This is a genomic window from Streptococcus parasanguinis (assembly GCF_016648855.1).
Taxonomy (GTDB): Bacteria; Bacillota; Bacilli; order Lactobacillales; family Streptococcaceae; genus Streptococcus; species Streptococcus parasanguinis_L.
In genome coordinates this window covers 59,847-77,412 of the sequence record NZ_JACLQU010000006.1, presented here as the reverse complement: position 1 = coordinate 77,412, position 17,566 = coordinate 59,847, and the positions used below count along the sequence as shown (strand labels likewise).

The window sequence follows — 17,566 nt, the reverse complement described above, 5'->3', positions numbered from 1 at the left end:
CCATCTCAAATGGAGTTAGAAGGTGACGTGCAAGGAAGACAAGATCAGGCACAGAAAATTATTGAAATGCCCCAACGAGATCGGGAAACTTCCACTTCAGAAAATCAGCCATCATCTGCTTCAGTGGTCTCCATGTATGGGCAGGAAAAGCCAAGCATTTCTAGCCTCCATCAGCAACTGGCAGGCGCATCTGGAACCCAGACCATTCAATTGCGGGAGGAATTGGTGCTGGCGGTAGCGCAGAATGCTTCAGCGCAAGCAACTGTCTTTGAGGCAGAAGTCAAGGATAAGCTGGAAGAGGCCAAGGAGACGGTTTCTCATAAGGTCGCTGAGGTGTCACAAATGGCCCACAGCATGGCCCAATTTTTAACAGATGCAGAAGTGGAGCAACTATTAGGAGAGTTCTCCATGGATACTTGTTGGGACCAAGCAGTAGAGGCGGAAAACCTCGCCCAAGCAAAGGCCTACTCCACTCGCTTGTCAGATTTGGCAGGTCAGCTGGAGGCTGCATCAGCTCAATTGGTGGACTTGGACAAGGGACAAGCGACGGCCTTTGATTTTTCATAAGTAGGAGAAAAAGATGTTAGAGATCCTGGGAGAGGACAGAGAACGAATTGAGGAGCTCCATCGAGAGATTAAAAAGGAGCAAGAGCGGATTGCGATCAGAAGTTTGATTGCAACGCAAAAAGCCTTGATGATGTTGGAAGCGATGAGTTTGCAGGTAAGCTTGGGCGGTCAATCCGAAAAGATGCGCTCTTTTGCTACAACGACCCTAGTTAGTGATTTGAAAGATGGATTTACAGGAGGAGCAGCGGACGCGGTAGAAACAGCACTGAAATCAGTGAAGAAGCCGATTTTATTGAGTCCGATTAAAGGAGGTATGTGATGTACCATTCAGGAAATAGTGAATTAGAACAACTAGAAGATCGACATTACCGCTTCAATCAAAAGCTTAGTGAGTTGGAGTGGGATTATGCGGATATGCGTATGGATGTCCGCCAACATACAGAAAATTTAGTGGACTGGCTAAGTGCCCTGCATTTTCAAGCCCCAAGTGCGGAGGCTCAAAGTGGCTTGGAGCGTTTATTTGCCTTGCAAGAAGAGTTTGAGGCAGAACTCAAGCGCTATGAAGAGCGTTTAGAAGAAGAGCGTGAGCGCGAACAGCAAGAGTACTATAAGCAGCGTCAACAATTAGAACAAGGTGATTGAAACATTCCTCTGGTAGAGATAAGAGGAATGTTTTTGTTTGCTCAAAAAACTTTTAAAAATGTGCTCATAAAATCTTGTAAGCGTTTACTTAATATGTTATAATATTCACAAAGAAACGAAAATAAAATGGTTTTATCAAACCAACAAAGAAAAGGAGTCGCTTATGAAAGCTGCAACTTATGTATCTGCAGGCAATCTGCAACTGCTGGATCAACCAAAACCAGTGATCAAAAATCCAACGGATGCCATTGTGCGTGTCTTGAAGACAACCATCTGTGGGACAGACCTTCACATCCTAGGAGGAGATGTGCCAGCTTGTAAGGAAGGCACAATTTTAGGCCACGAAGGAATCGGGATCGTCGAAGAAGTCGGCGATGCAGTGAATAACTTCAAGGTGGGCGACAAGGTTATCATCTCTTGTGTCACAGCTTGTAATACCTGCTACTACTGTAAACGTAGTTTGCCTTCTCACTGTGAAGATGGTGGTTGGATTTTGGGTCACTTGATCAACGGAACCCAAGCAGAGTATGTCCACATTCCACATGCTGATGGTAGTCTTTATCATGCGCCTGAGACTGTGGACGACGAAGCCTTGGTCATGCTCTCAGACATTCTCCCAACGTCTTATGAAATTGGGGTGCTTCCATCTCATGTGAAACCAGGGGACAATGTCTGTATCGTTGGAGCTGGTCCGATTGGCCTTGCGGCTCTTTTGACCGTTCAATTCTTCTCACCAGCTACGATTATCATGGTGGACTTATCTGAATCTCGTCTTGAAGCAGCTAAGAAATTTGGGGCAACTCACACCATCTGCTCCAGCGATATTGCTGAAATCAAGGCCTTTATCAATGATGTGACGGATGGTCGTGGTGTCGATATTTCAATGGAATGTGTGGGTTATCCTGCTACCTTTGATGTCTGCCAAAACGTCATATCTGTCGGCGGTCACATCGCCAATGTCGGTGTCCATGGAAAACCAGTTAGCTTCAATTTGGACGAATTGTGGATCAAGAACATTACCCTCAACACCGGTCTCGTCAATGCCAACACCACTGAAATGTTGCTCAATGTTTTAAAATCTGGTAAGATCGATGCAACCAAGCTCATTACCCACCACTTCAAACTCTCAGAAGTCGAAAAGGCCTATGATGTCTTTAAACATGCGGGTGAAAACAATGCACTCAAGGTTATTATCGAAAATGATATCAGTGAATGAAGTGGCAACTAATATTTGTTCATAGTTTTTTTAGACGAGGCTGGGACAAAAGTCCTAGCCTCTCTTTTGTTTTTAGATTGTCGAGCAAGACGCAGTGGTTGAGTGGGCTCTACTACGCTGATTTCATCAGCTTTTACAGCCCTACTCAACTGTGCGGAGGTGGGACGACGAAATCGAATTCTAACGAATTACCGATTTCTGTCCCACTCTCTATTTTCAACCCCAAATAGCCCATGATTCCTTGCAAAAAAAAATTCCTTGTCTTATAATATAAATGTAGAAAACGATTATATTAAGAGAAAGGTGTGAATTTATGAAACGGTTTTGTTATCATCGTGAATTCTGGATGGACTTCCATTTCTGGCTCTTGGTCTTGCTTATAGTAGCTGTGGTTATGACGATGCAGGCTCCGCTTTCGGTAGTTAGCCTAGCTTATCTTGCTTTTGTAGGGATTTTGATTCTTCTGCAGGTCTTTCAACCGTCTGTATCGACACGGCAGTACCCAGAAGGTAGCTACCATTTCAATTGGACCTTCTATCGCGATACTAGACTGTATATCGATCTCTTTTTATTAGCAGGTCTCTTGGCAGGGCCAATTGCTTCATCGGATATGGTCTATTGGATCTTGCTTGGAGCCGTCGTCGGCTCTATCGGCTTTGTATTTGTCGTAAAGGAAAAAGCGACTCAAAAGATGACCTAGGGAATCACCATGTCCTAGATCTCTGAAACTAGTTTCAGAGATCTTTTTATTTTCCCCTAAATGTGAAACTATAATCCAATTGCACGATTAATATTGTAAGCGCTTTAAAAATAGATTATAATCAATTTACAAGTACTCGAGTTGCCTTATTATCAAAGGAGAAGGAGTTATGTCAAAGATTACAAAAGATGAACTGATTGAACAAATCAAAGACGGCATCATTGTTTCTTGTCAAGCCCTCCCTCATGAACCGCTCTATACAGAAGCAGGAGGAGTTATTCCTCTCTTGGTCAAAGCGGCTGAGCAGGGTGGAGCTGTCGGAATCCGAGCCAATAGTGTCCGAGATATCAAGGAAATCAAGGAAGTGACCAAGTTACCGATCATTGGGATTATCAAACGTGATTACCCACCTGAAGAACCCTTTATCACGGCTACTATGAAAGAAGTCGATGAGTTGGCAGCTTTGGATATCGCGGTCATTGCTCTTGATTGTACCAAACGTCCGCGTCATGATGGCCTTTCGATTAGTGACTTTATCCATCAAGTCAAAGAGAAATATCCAGACCAACTCTTGATGGCTGATATCTCTACTCTGGAAGAAGGATTGACAGCTGTCGAAGCGGGAGTGGACTTTGTCGGAACGACCCTTTCGGGCTATACGGACTACAGTCCAAAGGTTGATGGTCCAGATTTTGAACTGATTCATCGTCTCTGCCAAGCAGGAGTGGATGTCATCGCAGAAGGCAAGATCCACTACCCTGATCAGGCCAAGAAAATCCATGATCTCGGTGTTCGCGGCATCGTTGTAGGTGGCGCTATTACCCGACCAAAAGAGATTACAGAGCGCTTCGTCGCAGCCTTAAAATGAGAAAACAAAACAGTAGATTGAAGGAGGAGGAGACCGAATAGAGAGTAGTCGAATTCATTTAATGAGAATGTTTCAGTGAAGGGATAACGATGAAGATTTCAAGAAGGAAGTCATATTTGCTTAACTTTCTGTAACATAAATCTAGTGTAAAAGGAGAAATAGATGATATTTGATGATTTAACAAACATAAAATTGTACAAAGGGATTCATCCTAATCTGGATCAAGCGATTGATTTTCTCTATGAACACCGGAAAGATTCTTTTGAGCTAGGGAGATATGATATCGATGGTGACAAGGTCTTTCTCGTTGTTCAAGAAAACACCCTTAACAAAGATAAAAATGATCGCTTTGAACATCATCGCCGTTATGCCGACCTTCATTTATTAGTTGAAGGGCATGAATTCTCTAGCTACGGTTCCCGTATCCTAGATGAAGCTATTCCATTTGATGAAGCAAGTGATATTGGCTTTGTTCATTGTGAGAAATTCTATCCACTTCATTTGGGTTATCATAATTTTGCAGTCTTCTTCCCTGGGGAACCTCACCAACCAAATGGTTATTCAGGTCAGGAAGAAACAGTCAGAAAATATTTATTCAAAATTGCGATTGATTAGATGTCTTAAATAGAAAATGGAGGAGATAGGCAATATAGTTAGTTTTTTCGGAGAAGTTAAGTCTTCAAAGCGCTGATTACATATTTTGTATTTAAAACAGAAAGAGGAAAACAATGAAAAATAGTAAGAAAATTCTTTTCGCTTTGGTTCTCGCGTTATTCGCATTGTTTGTCACTGCATGTTCATCTTCAAAAAATGATGCAGAAGGAAGTAATAAAACTGGAGAATTATCTGGTGAAATTGTAATGTGGCACTCATTTACTCAGGGGCCTCGGTTAGAAAGTATTCAAAAATCAGCTGATGAGTTCATGAAGAAGCATCCAAAGGTTAAAATCAAGATTGAGACATTTTCATGGAATGACTTCTATACAAAATGGACGACTGGATTAGCAAATGGCAATGTTCCAGATATTAGTACAGCTTTGCCAAACCAAGTTATGGAAATGGTAAATTCAGATGCTTTAGTTCCATTGAATGATACCGTTAAGAAAATCGGAGAAGATAAATTTAATAAAACAGCATTAGATGAAGCGAAGGTTGATGGCAATTTTTATTCCGTGCCTTTGTACTCACATGCTCAAGTTATGTGGGTTCGCACTGATTTATTGAAACAATATAATATTGAAGTTCCAAAAACATGGGATCAGTTGTATGAAGCTTCTAAAAAATTAAAAGAAAATGGAGTTTATGGATTATCTGTTCCCTTCGGGACAAATGATATGATGGGGACACGCTTCTTGAATTTCTATGTACGAAGTGGCGGTGGTAGCCTGTTGACAAAAGATTTGAAAGCTAACTTGACAAGCAAACTGGCTCAAGATGGAATTAAATATTGGGTGAAGATGTACAAAGAATTTTCTCCGAAAGATTCATTGAACTTTAATGTCTTGCAACAAGCTACTTTGTTCTATCAAGGAAAGACAGCCTTTGACTTTAACTCAGGCTTCCATGTAGGTGGTATTCAAGCAAATAGCCCTCAATTGATTGATGCGATTGACGCCTACCCTATTCCAAAAATAAAAGAATCAGATAAAGATTATGGTATTGAAACTTCTAATATTCCATTGGTAGTTTGGAAGAATTCAAAACATCCAGAAGTAGCGAAAGCATTCTTAGAATCTTTGTATGAAAAGAAAGATTATATTAGCTTCTTAGATTCAACTCCTGTTGGAATGTTGCCTGCCATCAAAGGAATTAGTGATGATCCAGCCTATAAAGATAATGACGTTCGCAAGAAATTCCAACATGCAGAAGAAGTTATTACAAAAGCAGCAGAAAAAGGTACAGCTATTGGATATGAAAATGGTCCAAGTGTTCAAGCTGGAATGTTAACAAACCAACACATTATTGAACAAATGTTCCAAGATATTATTACAAATGGTAAAGATCCAATGGAGGCTGCTAAGGATGCAGAAAAACAATTGAACGATTTATTCGAAACTGTAGCAGTTGATGTTAAATAATAATAGCAGAGGCTACAATAATGTAGCCTCTGTTTTTAGAGAGGAAAAAGCATATGGTCAAAAATAGAAATTTGACTCGATGGGTGTTTGTGTTACCTGCTATTATCATTGTTGGACTATTATTTGTTTACCCATTTTTCTCCAGCATCTATTTTAGCTTTACAAACAAACATTTGATCATGCCGCGGTATAAATTTGTAGGATTAGCAAATTACAAAGCAGTTTTATCGGATCCTAATTTCTACAATGCCTTCTTTAACTCCCTTAAATGGACAGTCTTTTCTCTTTTGGGACAAGTGCTTGTTGGTTTTGTGTTAGCACTTGCATTGCATAGAGTTAGACGCTTTAAGAAGTTATATAGAACATTGTTGATTGTTCCTTGGGCCTTCCCAACAATTGTCATTGCCTTCTCTTGGCAATGGATCTTAAATGGAGTATATGGTTATCTACCTAATTTGATTGTGAAATTAGGACTGATGAATCATGTTCCTGGATTTTTGACAGAAAGTACCTGGGCCTTTATCTGTTTAGTATTTATTAATATTTGGTTTGGTGCCCCTATGATCATGGTCAATGTTCTATCTGCCTTACAAACGGTTCCGGAGGAACAGTTTGAAGCCGCTAGGATTGATGGAGCTTCCAGTTGGCAAGTTTTTAGATTTGTTATTTTACCTCACATTAAAGTAGTAGTCGGATTACTTGTTGTACTGAGAACAGTATGGATCTTTAATAACTTTGATATTATTTATCTGATTACTGGTGGTGGCCCTTCAAACGCAACAACAACATTGCCAATATTTGCATATAATCTCGGTTGGGGAACAAAACTTCTTGGGCGTGCCTCAGCGGTAACAGTCTTGCTATTTATTTTCTTATTGGCAGTATGTTTCATTTACTTTGGAGTAATTAGTAAATGGGAGAAGGAGGGTAGAAAATGATGAAAAGAAGAACAAATGTACTCCTTGATATTGGGTCACATGTTGTTTTAGTTATTTCAACTATTATCGCAATTTTTCCTTTAATTTGGATTCTTCTATCTTCTGTGAAAGGAAAAGGTGAATTAACCCAGTTTCCAACAAGATTTTGGCCTAAACAGTTTACTCTCGATTATTTTACGCATGTTATTAATGACCTACATTTTATAAATAATATAAAAAATAGCTTATTAATCGCATTAACGACAACTGTCATCGCTATTATTATTTCTGCAATGGCTGCTTACGGTATTGTTCGCTTCTTTCCAAAATTAGGGGCAATCATGTCTCGGTTGCTAGTCATTACCTATATCTTCCCTCCGATCTTGTTGGCAATTCCTTATTCTATTGCCATTGCAAAAGTTGGATTAACCAATAGTTTAATTGGTTTAATGATTGTTTATCTTTCGTTTAGTGTCCCTTATGCAGTGTGGTTGTTAGTAGGATTCTTCCAAACAGTTCCAATTGGAATCGAGGAAGCAGCAAAAATAGATGGCGCAAATAAATTTGTTACCTTCTATAAAGTGGTGTTACCAATTGTTGCACCAGGTATTGTTGCCACAGCTATCTATACCTTTATCAATGCATGGAATGAATTCCTTTACGCACTGATCTTGATCAACGATACAAGCAAGATGACGGTTGCAGTAGCTTTGCGTTCATTAAACGGTTCGGAAATACTGGATTGGGGAGATATGATGGCGGCATCTGTAATTGTAGTATTGCCTTCAATCATCTTCTTCTCAATTATCCAAAACAAAATCGCAAGTGGTCTTTCTGAAGGATCCGTAAAATAGTAAAAATAGAAACAGGAGTAAAACAATGGTTGTAAATTATGGTGTTGTTGGCACAGGATACTTTGGTGCTGAATTGGCAAGATATATGAAAAAAAATGAAGGTGCAGTAATTACAGTTGTTTATGATCCAGAAAATGCAGAAGCTGTAGCAGAAGAATTAGGAGCACGAGTGGCTTCGTCACTAGATGAATTGGTTCAAAGTGATGATGTGGACTGCGTGATTGTTGCTTCTCCTAATAATCTGCATAAAGAACCCGTTATTAAAGCTGCTCAGAATGGAAAAAATGTTTTCTGTGAAAAACCGATTGCTTTATCATATGAAGATTGTAAAGAGATGGTAGAAACATGTAAAGAAAATGGTGTGATTTTCATGGCTGGTCACATTATGAATTTCTTTAATGGTGTTCATCATGCTAAAGAATTGATCAATCAAGGGGTTATTGGAGATGTTTTGTACTGTCATACAGCGAGAAATGGCTGGGAAGAACAACAACCATCTATTTCATGGAAAAAAATTCGTGAAAAATCAGGGGGACATCTTTACCACCATATCCATGAGTTGGATTGCGTTCAATTTTTAATGGGAGGGATTCCTGAAACAGTTACGATGACAGGTGGAAATGTAGCTCACCAAGGAGAAAACTTTGGTGATGAAGATGACATGATTTTTGTTAATATGGAATTCCCTGGCAAGCGATTTGCCTTGCTTGAATGGGGTTCTGCCTATCGTTGGGGAGAACACTACGTTCTGATTCAGGGGACGAAGGGTGCTATAAAATTAGACCTATTTAATTGTAAAGGTACTCTGAAAGTAGATGGAAAAGAATCATATTTCTTAATTCATGAATCTCAGGAAGAAGATGATGACCGTACAAGAATTTATCATAGCACTGAGATGGATGGTGCCATTGCTTATGGTAAACCAGGGAAACGAACTCCATTGTGGCTTTCATCTGTTATTGATAAAGAAATGAAATATCTTCATGACATAATGAATGGTGCTCCTGTATCAAAAGAATTTGAAAAACTATTAACCGGAGAAGCGGCGCTAGAAGCAATTGCATCTGCTGATGCTTGTACTCGTTCCATTAATGAGGACCGAAAAGTTAAATTATCAGAGATCATGGGTTAATAACATTACTGATACGACAAAAGGAGAAAATATGTCAGATTTAAAAAAATATGAAGGAGTCATCCCCGCTTTTTACGCCTGCTATGATGACCAAGGAGAAATTAGCCCGGAGCGGGTACGTGCGCTGGTAGAATATTTTATCGCGAAAGGTGTGCAGGGCTTGTATGTCAACGGATCCTCTGGCGAATGTATCTACCAGAGCGTGGCCGATCGCAAGCTGATCTTGGAAGAAGTGATGGCAGTGGCTAAAGGGAAATTGACTATCATTGCTCACGTAGCCTGCAACAACACCAAGGATAGCGTAGAATTGGCACGACATGCGGAAGAACTAGGAGTGGATGCCATTGCAGCCATTCCGCCGATCTATTTCCGCTTGCCAGAATACAGTGTGGCCCACTACTGGAATGAAATCAGTGCAGCCGCACCCAATACAGACTTTGTCATCTACAATATCCCGCAATTGGCTGGGGTCGCTTTGACACCGAGCCTTTACAAGGAAATGTTGAAAAACCCACGGGTGATTGGGGTGAAAAATTCTTCGATGCCTGTTCAGGACATTCAAACCTTTGCTTCTTTAGGAGGCGACGACCACATTGTCTTTAACGGCCCAGATGAACAATTCTTAGGTGGCCGTCTCATGGGAGCACATGCTGGGATCGGTGGTACCTATGGTGCGATGCCAGAACTCTTCTTGAAGCTCAATCAGCTGATTGTTGAGAAAGACTTAGAGACTGCGCGTGCCTTGCAGTTTGCCATCAATGACATTATTGGAGTCTTGACATCTGCTCATGGCAATATGTATGCGGTCATCAAAGCGGTTTTGCGCATTAATGAAGGTTTGGACTTGGGATCTGTTCGCTCCCCTTTGACGCCAGTAGTAGAAGCGGATCAAGAAGTGATTCAACGTGCTGCTCAACTCATTCAGGACACAAAAGCCAGATTCCTTTAATCAAAGGAGGTCTAGATGAATCCATATGTTGTAATTGATATCGGAGGGACCAGTATCAAGTATGGTCTAGCCGATGCAAAAGGGCAACTCCTAGAGACCCATGAAATGCCAACGGAGGCTCAAAAAGGAGGACCTCACATTCTTAACACAACAAAGGAAATCGTAGCCCGTTATTTGAAGAAGCATCCCTTGGCAGGGGTGGCGATTTCTTCGGCCGGAATGGTAGATCCTGATAAGGGAGAAATCTTTTATGCCGGCCCACAAATTCCCAACTATGCAGGCACCCAATTCAAAAAGGAAATCGAAGAGACCTTTCAGATCCCTTGCGAGATTGAAAATGATGTTAACTGTGCCGGTCTCGCAGAGGTCACCACAGGCCATGCAAAAGGATCGAACAATGCTGTTTGTCTGACGATTGGGACAGGGATCGGCGGTTGCCTCTTGCTCGATGGTCAGGTCTTTCATGGCTTTAGCAATTCAGCCTGTGAGGTTGGCTATCTTCATTTGCCAGATGGTGCCTTTCAGGATCTAGCTTCAACGACGGCTTTGGTCGAGTATGTGGCAGAACATCACGGTGATCCTGTGGAACAGTGGAATGGCCGCCGGATCTTTAAGCAGGCAACAGAAGGAGATAAGATCTGTATGGCTGGAATTGATCGAATGGTGACCTACCTTGGCAAAGGACTGGCCAATATCGTTTATGTGGTCAATCCAGAGGTCATCGTTCTTGGAGGGGGGATTATGGCCCAGGAAGCCATCCTCAAGCCAAAAATCTATCAAGCTCTGTGTGCGGAACTGGTTCCTAGCCTAGCAGATAAGATCCGTTTAGAATTTGCTCACCATCAAAACGCTGCGGGTATGTTGGGGGCCTACTACCACTTTAGACAAAAACATGGAACATAAAACAAGTCGCACTGACGACTTGTTTTTGCTTCATCACAAAAAGCATGAAAGACGAAGAAAACCTGATCTTTCATGCTTTTTAAATAGGGAGACTATATTATGATTTTCGAGAACGTTGACTAGAAAGCTTTTTGTTTTCCCAGTAGCTATTAAAGACAATTTCCTTTTGTTCTCGGCTTTTATTAAGGAAATGGGCATAGATTAAATCGACCACGATGAGGAGTGGTAAAATTGCAGAGATACGATCGATATAGGTACTACTAGGAAGGGGTGCGGCAGGTAACACTTCTGTGAATCCTTGGTGGATAGCAGCGGGATTAGCGGTCACAAGAACCGTTTTAGCCCCTTTTTCTTTCGCATTCAGAAGACTGTCTGTAATGGAGTTTGTGCCTCCTGACAATGAGAAGCCGATGACTAAACAAGAGGAATCGAGAATACTGGTCGTCCAAGCAAAGCCGTCTTGATCAGTCAGGGCTTCACAAACAACGCCTAGTCGCATAAAGCGCAATTTCATTTCTCGAGCTACTAAACCGGAACTGCCAATCCCGAAGAAATAGACTCGGTCCGCTTGATTGATCAGCTCAGCTACCCGATCCAATTGGGAATCTTTTACCAGACTTTCAGTGACGTTGCTGATATGGTGGTAGCGTTGCAAGACGCTGAGAGTGAGTTCGTCATGTTCTTGCACTTGTTTTTGATTTTTTGTTTCCTCATTAAAATGATAGACAAACTCCCGATAGCCGGAAAAACCACATTTTTGAGAGAAACGCGTTAAAGCTGCCTTTGAAACATGGAGTAACTCCGTTACACGAGAAGAGGACAGGGAGTGCTGTCGTGCTTCGGATGATAAAAAATATTGGGCAATGTCGCGTTCCATATCTGTTAACTCAGCTTCATGGCTGGCGATAATGGCGCGTAAATCTTGATCTTGTTTCACAGCAATCCTCCTTTCTCACAGGATGAAATAACAGGATGCTCCTATAATATATTACACATTATAACATGGGTAACCGCTTTATTCAAGTAAAAGAAATCAAGAAATACTGAAACTAGGAACAGGATATGCGAAAAGAAGAGAACGCTACCAATCTTGGCAGTAGGGGCTTGTTGGTTGTCCAAAATTTTCTGAAAATTCCCGGTTGGGCCTGAACAAACGATATGAATTGTGGTATAATTTAAGATAATTGTACTGTTGTTGGAAGAACAATAGTTGAATAAGGAGGTGTGACGATGTCGAATGCAACACTCGAGATGATGCAAGAGATCGAGCAAGCTGCTCAGGGCGTGATCGTAGGCTATGAAGCTCAAGTTGAACAAATCCGAACGGATTCGCGCGATCGACTTGCAACAGTGGCACAGCATTACGATGAGGAAACCAAGCAATTGGTCACAGAGGCAGAAAAAAACGCCCAGGAAAGACTCGTCCGTTTAACGAAAGATCTGGAAGAAACGGTTGCGCGCAATGATGCCAAGGTACAACAGGCGATGACCGACAAGCGAGCTGGGTTAGTTGAAGCCATTGTAGAAAAGGTGGTAGCAAGCTATGGCCGTTAGTCAGATGCAAAAACTGTCTCTCATCTTGCCCAAAGATGACTTGGACGGTCTCCTACTAGCGCTGCAGTCTGAGGCGAAAATCCAGATTTATGACCTCAGTGAGCATGAAGAATGGCAGGCTGCCTTTGAGGCAAATACCTTGTCTCAACCCTTGACAGAGGACAATCGTCAAGCCTTGGTAGAGCTACAAAAACGTCAAGAACAAGTCGAAAAAATGATTCAGACTCTAGAGCCCTACATGCCTGAGAAAAAGGCCCTGCAAGCTCTGAAGGAAGAACCTTTAAGTTTGTCTTTTGATGATCTGCAGGCCCACGGGATGATTCGAGACGAGGATCTTCTATTGACCAAGTTGAAACGCCAAATGCGCGTGTTAGACAAGGCTCGCCAGAAGATTGCAGATGCAAAGGGAGAGATCGAACGCTTAGAAAAATGGCGACCGTTAGAGGTGACACCAACAGCCCTTGCTACCTTTCACTATGTGCATGGTTTGATTGGGACCATCCCTAATAGCGATACAGACGCTGTTCGTTCTTCTTTAAAAGCTCATCCTGAGCTGGAGTTAGAAGAAGTCTTTACGTCTGAAACCGAACACGGCTATGTCATCTTGTATCGTTCGGGAGATCGTGTAGCTGTTCAGGAGCTTCTGGAAGAACATGGGTTCAAAGAATTGGACTATGAAGAAGAGCAAGTCCCAGCCGCTTACTTAGATCGCCTAGAAGGGGAAATCAAAGAGCAGGAAGCTGTCGTTGCAGCAACCCTAGCAGAGTTACAAAACTCCCAGAAGGAGTTGGACCAACTCAAGTATCAGATGGATTACTTGTTGAGCTTGGGAGCTCGTGAGGAGGCCAAATCGCTTCTTGCCAGCACGCAAAGCTTGGTAGCCTTAGAGGGTTGGATTGAAACATCCCAAGTGGCCTCGTTACGAGACTTCTTACAACAAGGCTTTGGTTCTCGGGTCTTACTTGAGACGCGCGATGTGACGGAAAAAGATTGGGATGACGTGCCGATCCAGTTGCGAAATAGCGCCTTGGTAGAGCCCTTTGAATTAGTCACAGAGATGTATGCCTTGCCTAAATATTACGAGAAAGATCCGACACCAATCGTCTCTCTCTTCTACTTTGTTTTCTTTGGCATGATGGTCGCAGATATCGGTTATGGACTCTTGCTGACGGTAGCAACAGGGTTTGCCCTTAAAGCCTTTAAGCTCAAGCCTGGGACAGCAAAGAACCTTCGTTTCTTCAGTCTCCTCGGAATTTCAGTGGCCCTTTGGGGAGTGGTCTATGGCTCTTTCTTTGGATTTGAGATGCCTTTTGCCCTGATCAGTACGACCAGCAACGCTATGACCATCCTGATCCTTTCAGTGGTCTTTGGTTTTGTCACTGTCTTAGTGGGACTGTTCCTAGGGGGGATGAAAAATGTCCGCCTCAAAGACTACACGGAAGCCTATAATGCGGGCTTTGCTTGGGTTTTGATCCTACTTGGTTTAATGCTTCTAGCAGTAGGCAATATCTTACCAGGGATGAGCGTCCTAGTTCCGATTGGCAAGTGGCTAGCTATTTTGAATGCCATTGGGATCTTGATTGTTTCCATTGTCAGTGCCAAGAAGCTGTCTGGTTTAGCGTCTGGTCTCTTTAACCTCTACAATGTCAGTGGGTACGTCGGAGACTTGGTCAGCTTCACCCGTTTGATGGCCCTGGGCTTGTCTGGAGCGAGTATCGGTTCAGCCTTTAACCTTATTGTCAATCTCTTTCCACCGCTTGGACGGTTTACGGTAGGGCTTGTGCTCTTTATCATCCTTCATGCCATTAATATGTTCTTGTCCTTCTTGTCAGGATATGTGCATGGAGCCCGTTTGATCTTTGTGGAGTTCTTCGGTAAGTTCTATGAAGGAGGAGGCAAGCCATTTCGTCCTCTTAAACCTTCTGAACGCTATATTAAAACAAAAAAATAAGTATTATCTTTAATAAATAGGAGTATATTCATGGAATCTTTAGCATCATATTTTTCAGCCCATGGGGGCGCCTTCTTTGCAGCATTTGGTGTCGCGATCGCAGTCGCACTTAGTGGGATGGGATCTGCCCTTGGGGTTGGTAAAACGGGTCAAGCAGCAGCAGCGCTCTTGAAAGAACAACCCGAAAAATTTGCCCAAGCCCTGATTTTACAATTGTTGCCAGGTACACAAGGTTTGTACGGTTTCGTTATCGGGATCTTGATCTGGTTGCAAATTAAGCCAGATATGCCACTTGAAACAGGGGTTGCTTACTTCTTTACAGCTCTTCCAGTTGCGATCGTTGGTTATTTCTCAGCCAAACACCAAGGAAATGTTGCGACAGCAGGGATGCAAATCTTGGCCAAACGCCCTGAAGACATGATGAAAGGGGTTATCCTTGCGGCCATGGTTGAAACCTATGCCATCTTGGCCTTCGTTGTGTCCTTCCTATTGACTCTACGCGTCGGCTAAGAGCTAGCTTTGATGAATTCGCCTCGCGAGGTGAAAAACACAAGACGCATGCAATAGGAGAAAAAACGATATGGATGAACAAACCCAATTAAAGGATTCGATCTTGGCCCAAGCCCACGAAAAAGGGCGCAAACTCTTAGAAGAGGCCAAGGAAACCATCCTAAAAGAAGAGACTGCGCAAGAAGAGCGGTTGATCCAAGATAAACTCAATCAACGCTCCGAGCAGCTCAAGCGGATTCAACGTCAATTGCAACGTGAAACCCAACAAATCGAAAATAAAAAACGTCAATCAACCCTTGTCACCAAGCAACGAGTCTTAAAGGATCTCTTTGCAGATGCTTATGAAGCAATGGCGGCTTGGCCCCTTGACAAGGAAATGCAGTTTGTAGATGCGATTTTAGACCGCTATCAAGGGCAAGTTGTGACTCTGACCTTTGGGGCGGTGAGTGCTAGCAAATTTGATCTAGCAGCTCTCGAGAAATTAAAGCAAACTCATCAGAATGTGACAGTTGCGGATGCGACGATTCCAGCTCAGGCAGGCTTTGTCTTGTCGGTTGGGAAGATTGATGACAACCATCTCTACCGTGATTTGGTGGATTCCATTTGGGAGAAAGAAAGCTACCAGATGGCAGCCAGCATTTTCACCGACGAAGAGAACTAGGAGGTTGCAATGAGCGAACGGACCTATTCTCAAGTCAATACAGGAATCAGCGTACGTGAGGCTAGTTTTGTCAGTCCCAGTCAATTCGAGCAGTTGCTTGCAAGTCCCTCAAGCGAGAGCCGAGAAGGCTTGCTACAAGGAACACCTTATGCTTTAGACAGCCACGAGATCAAGGATTTATCAGCCCTTGAAGCCCGCCTGATGGCAGCCTTGTTGGCAGAATACCAATGGGCTTTTGAGGTAAGCCCTCAGCCAGACTTGGTTAGCCTGTTTACCTTGAAATACACCTATCATAATCTCAAGGTTTGTCTGAAACACAAGGCGACAGAGCGCAAGTTGGGGCACTTATTGATCCCTATCGGTCCTTATTCTCTCGATGTGCTCGAGCATTTGGTGGCGACCTTTTCTGCGGAGCATTGTCCGGCCTTTATGGCGGAAGAAGTGGCTGCAACCTGGCAAGAATTCCAAGACTATCAGGACTTGCGGGTTCTCGAAATCGGGATGGACTTAGCTTATTTTAAACACCTGAGATACTTAGGGGACAGCCTAGATCATCCGATTCTGAAGCAGTTGGTGGACGTGACCATTGACTTTTACAATGCGATTACAGTTAAGCGGGCCTTGGATCAGCAAAAACCGCATAGCTTTATGCACCAATTGCTCTCAGATGAAGGGAGCCTCAGTGCCCATCAGGTGATCGACCTGCTAGAATCCGGTCAGTGGTTGACCTGGTTTTATCAAGTCAATCCGCTAGAGTACGATCTCGCCTTAGAGACTTATGAAGAAAAGATGCGCACCGGTCAACTAAAGACCGTAGAGTTGGAGTATCTAGAAAGTTTGGTGAAATTCAGTCTTCTAGACGCTGGCCGTTTTGAAGTTGATGGACCACTCCCTCTTGTTCGTTATCTTTACGGAAAAGAGTTAGAGGTGACCAACCTTCGTTTGGTCCTCTCTGGTTTGGACAATGGTTTTCCGCTAGCAGACATCAAAGAAAGGATGAGACCGATTTATGGACAAACAGACCTATAAGATCGCCGTTGTGGGCAATCGGGACGCCATCCTTCCTTTTCGCCTGATTGGCTTTCAAACCTATCCGGTCACAGAGCCACAAGAAGCGATCAATACCCTACGAAAACTCAGTCGGGAAAACTTCGGGATTATCTACCTGACAGAGGATATTGCTCAGGCTATTCCAGATACAGTGGCTTTTTACGACCAGCAGCTGACACCGGCTCTGATCCTTATCCCGACCCATAGAGGGACTACAGGACTCGGCCAACAGCGGATTCGTGATAATGTCGAAAAAGCAGTAGGACAGGATATTTTATGAGAACAAATGAATTTGGCCAAACGATTGGCGATGCACTGCCGGATTTTACTCCGGGGCGTCTGCCAGCTATTGAGCGGATCGAAGGTCGCTATACCGTGATCGAGCGCCTCTCAAAAGAAAAACATGGAGCAGATCTTTATCAGGTCTACGGGCCGGACTCTCCAGCAGCGATGTGGACCTTTCTGTTCAAAGGCCCTGCCCACAATGAAGAGGAGTGGGACCACTTATTAGATGATCTCATGACAGCCCAAGGTCGCTTTTACTATGCGATTGTAGACAAAGATTCAGGCAAGGCTTTGGGGACTTTCTCTCTCATGCGGATCGATCAAGCCAATCGGGTGATCGAAGTTGGAGCAGTGACCTACTCACCAGCGCTCCAAAAGACACGCATGGCTACGGAAGCCCAGTATCTGTTAGCGCGCTACGTGTTTGAAGATTTAGGCTACCGCCGTTATGAGTGGAAATGCGATGCCTTAAACCAAGCATCTCGCAAAGCAGCTGAGCGCTTAGGCTTCACCTATGAAGGCTGTTTCCGTCAGGCTGTTGTTTATAAAGGTCGTACCCGTGATACAGACTGGTTGTCCATCATTGACCAAGAATGGCCAGCTATCAAACAGCGCTTCGAAGCCTGGTTGGATCCAAGCAATTTCGATGCCAATGGCCAACAAAAGCAATCTCTAAGAGAGATAGCACAAAAGTAAAACAAAGAAACAAAGGATTCCCAGGAGGAATAC

The 17,566-nt window shown here is 43.1% G+C and carries 21 protein-coding genes; 20 read left to right on the top strand and 1 reads right to left on the bottom strand.

What is annotated here, in order from left to right; translation table 11 throughout:
* Positions 1-9: 9 nt before the first annotated feature.
* From H7T92_RS05355 to H7T92_RS05295, 13 genes are all read left to right on the top strand, one after another.
* Positions 10-567, top strand: a complete 558-nt coding sequence (locus H7T92_RS05355) for a hypothetical protein (protein ID WP_201037271.1) — start codon at positions 10-12, stop codon at positions 565-567.
* A gap of 13 nt (positions 568-580) precedes the next feature.
* Positions 581-886 carry a hypothetical protein gene (locus H7T92_RS05350; protein ID WP_201037270.1) on the top strand — a complete coding sequence of 102 codons (306 nt, stop codon included), beginning with the start codon at positions 581-583 and terminating at the stop codon, positions 884-886.
* Positions 886-1,209, top strand: a complete 324-nt coding sequence (locus H7T92_RS05345; RefSeq protein WP_003009394.1) for a hypothetical protein — start codon at positions 886-888, stop codon at positions 1,207-1,209. The genes H7T92_RS05350 and H7T92_RS05345 overlap by 1 nt, the downstream gene beginning before the upstream one ends.
* A 163-nt stretch (positions 1,210-1,372) precedes the next feature.
* Complete coding sequence (locus H7T92_RS05340) at positions 1,373-2,425, top strand: zinc-dependent alcohol dehydrogenase family protein (RefSeq protein WP_201037269.1); 1,053 nt, start codon at positions 1,373-1,375, stop codon at positions 2,423-2,425.
* A 313-nt stretch (positions 2,426-2,738) separates the two neighbouring features.
* The gene (locus H7T92_RS05335; RefSeq protein ID WP_201037268.1) at positions 2,739-3,125 is read left to right on the top strand and encodes an ABC transporter permease; all 387 of its coding nucleotides are present in this window, start codon (positions 2,739-2,741) and stop codon (positions 3,123-3,125) included.
* Between the two features lie 169 nt (positions 3,126-3,294).
* Entirely contained in the window at positions 3,295-3,993 is a 699-nt protein-coding gene (locus tag H7T92_RS05330) for an N-acetylmannosamine-6-phosphate 2-epimerase (RefSeq protein ID WP_003015341.1), read from the top strand.
* Between the two features lie 162 nt (positions 3,994-4,155).
* The gene (locus H7T92_RS05325; protein ID WP_201037267.1) at positions 4,156-4,608 is read left to right on the top strand and encodes a NanQ anomerase/TabA/YiaL family protein; all 453 of its coding nucleotides are present in this window, start codon (positions 4,156-4,158) and stop codon (positions 4,606-4,608) included.
* 113 nt (positions 4,609-4,721) lie between these two features.
* Positions 4,722-6,071, top strand: coding sequence for an ABC transporter substrate-binding protein (locus tag H7T92_RS05320; protein WP_201037266.1), 1,350 nt, complete (start codon positions 4,722-4,724; stop codon positions 6,069-6,071).
* Between the two features lie 53 nt (positions 6,072-6,124).
* Complete coding sequence (locus tag H7T92_RS05315) at positions 6,125-7,009, top strand: carbohydrate ABC transporter permease (protein ID WP_006595263.1); 885 nt, start codon at positions 6,125-6,127, stop codon at positions 7,007-7,009.
* On the top strand, positions 7,009-7,842 hold the full coding sequence (locus H7T92_RS05310; RefSeq protein ID WP_037599884.1) for a carbohydrate ABC transporter permease: 834 nt from the start codon (positions 7,009-7,011) through the stop codon (positions 7,840-7,842). Before H7T92_RS05315 ends, H7T92_RS05310 begins: the two co-directional genes overlap by 1 nt.
* 25 nt (positions 7,843-7,867) lie before the next feature.
* Complete coding sequence (locus tag H7T92_RS05305; protein ID WP_201037265.1) at positions 7,868-8,974, top strand: Gfo/Idh/MocA family protein; 1,107 nt, start codon at positions 7,868-7,870, stop codon at positions 8,972-8,974.
* A gap of 31 nt (positions 8,975-9,005) precedes the next feature.
* The gene (locus H7T92_RS05300; protein ID WP_118398156.1) at positions 9,006-9,923 is read left to right on the top strand and encodes a dihydrodipicolinate synthase family protein; all 918 of its coding nucleotides are present in this window, start codon (positions 9,006-9,008) and stop codon (positions 9,921-9,923) included.
* Between the two features lie 15 nt (positions 9,924-9,938).
* Positions 9,939-10,826, top strand: coding sequence for an ROK family protein (locus H7T92_RS05295; RefSeq protein WP_049498131.1), 888 nt, complete (start codon positions 9,939-9,941; stop codon positions 10,824-10,826).
* 97 nt (positions 10,827-10,923) lie between these two features.
* Here H7T92_RS05295 and H7T92_RS05290 read toward each other — a convergent pair whose 3' ends face one another.
* Positions 10,924-11,763: a MurR/RpiR family transcriptional regulator gene (locus H7T92_RS05290; RefSeq protein ID WP_201037264.1), complete on the bottom strand. Its 840-nt coding sequence runs from the start codon at positions 11,761-11,763 to the stop codon at positions 10,924-10,926.
* Between the two features lie 293 nt (positions 11,764-12,056).
* Here H7T92_RS05290 and H7T92_RS05285 point away from each other — a divergent pair, with 293 nt between their 5' ends.
* From H7T92_RS05285 to H7T92_RS05255, 7 genes are all read left to right on the top strand, one after another.
* A complete protein-coding gene (locus H7T92_RS05285; protein ID WP_003009429.1) occupies positions 12,057-12,380 on the top strand; it encodes a hypothetical protein in 324 nt (107 codons plus the stop codon).
* Positions 12,370-14,331 (top strand): V-type ATP synthase subunit I, encoded by a 1,962-nt coding sequence (locus H7T92_RS05280; protein WP_201037263.1) that lies wholly within the window; start codon positions 12,370-12,372, stop codon positions 14,329-14,331. Before H7T92_RS05285 ends, H7T92_RS05280 begins: the two co-directional genes overlap by 11 nt.
* A gap of 30 nt (positions 14,332-14,361) precedes the next feature.
* Positions 14,362-14,841: a V-type ATP synthase subunit K gene (locus tag H7T92_RS05275; protein ID WP_003009435.1), complete on the top strand. Its 480-nt coding sequence runs from the start codon at positions 14,362-14,364 to the stop codon at positions 14,839-14,841.
* Positions 14,842-14,911: 70 nt separating this feature from the next.
* Positions 14,912-15,502, top strand: a complete 591-nt coding sequence (locus H7T92_RS05270) for a hypothetical protein (protein WP_201037262.1) — start codon at positions 14,912-14,914, stop codon at positions 15,500-15,502.
* 9 nt (positions 15,503-15,511) lie between these two features.
* On the top strand, positions 15,512-16,531 hold the full coding sequence (locus H7T92_RS05265; protein WP_049492261.1) for a V-type ATPase subunit: 1,020 nt from the start codon (positions 15,512-15,514) through the stop codon (positions 16,529-16,531).
* The gene (locus H7T92_RS05260; RefSeq protein WP_003009443.1) at positions 16,512-16,832 is read left to right on the top strand and encodes a V-type ATP synthase subunit F; all 321 of its coding nucleotides are present in this window, start codon (positions 16,512-16,514) and stop codon (positions 16,830-16,832) included. The genes H7T92_RS05265 and H7T92_RS05260 overlap by 20 nt, the downstream gene beginning before the upstream one ends.
* Complete coding sequence (locus tag H7T92_RS05255) at positions 16,829-17,533, top strand: GNAT family N-acetyltransferase (RefSeq protein WP_155200013.1); 705 nt, start codon at positions 16,829-16,831, stop codon at positions 17,531-17,533. The genes H7T92_RS05260 and H7T92_RS05255 overlap by 4 nt, the downstream gene beginning before the upstream one ends.
* Positions 17,534-17,566: the final 33 nt, after the last annotated feature.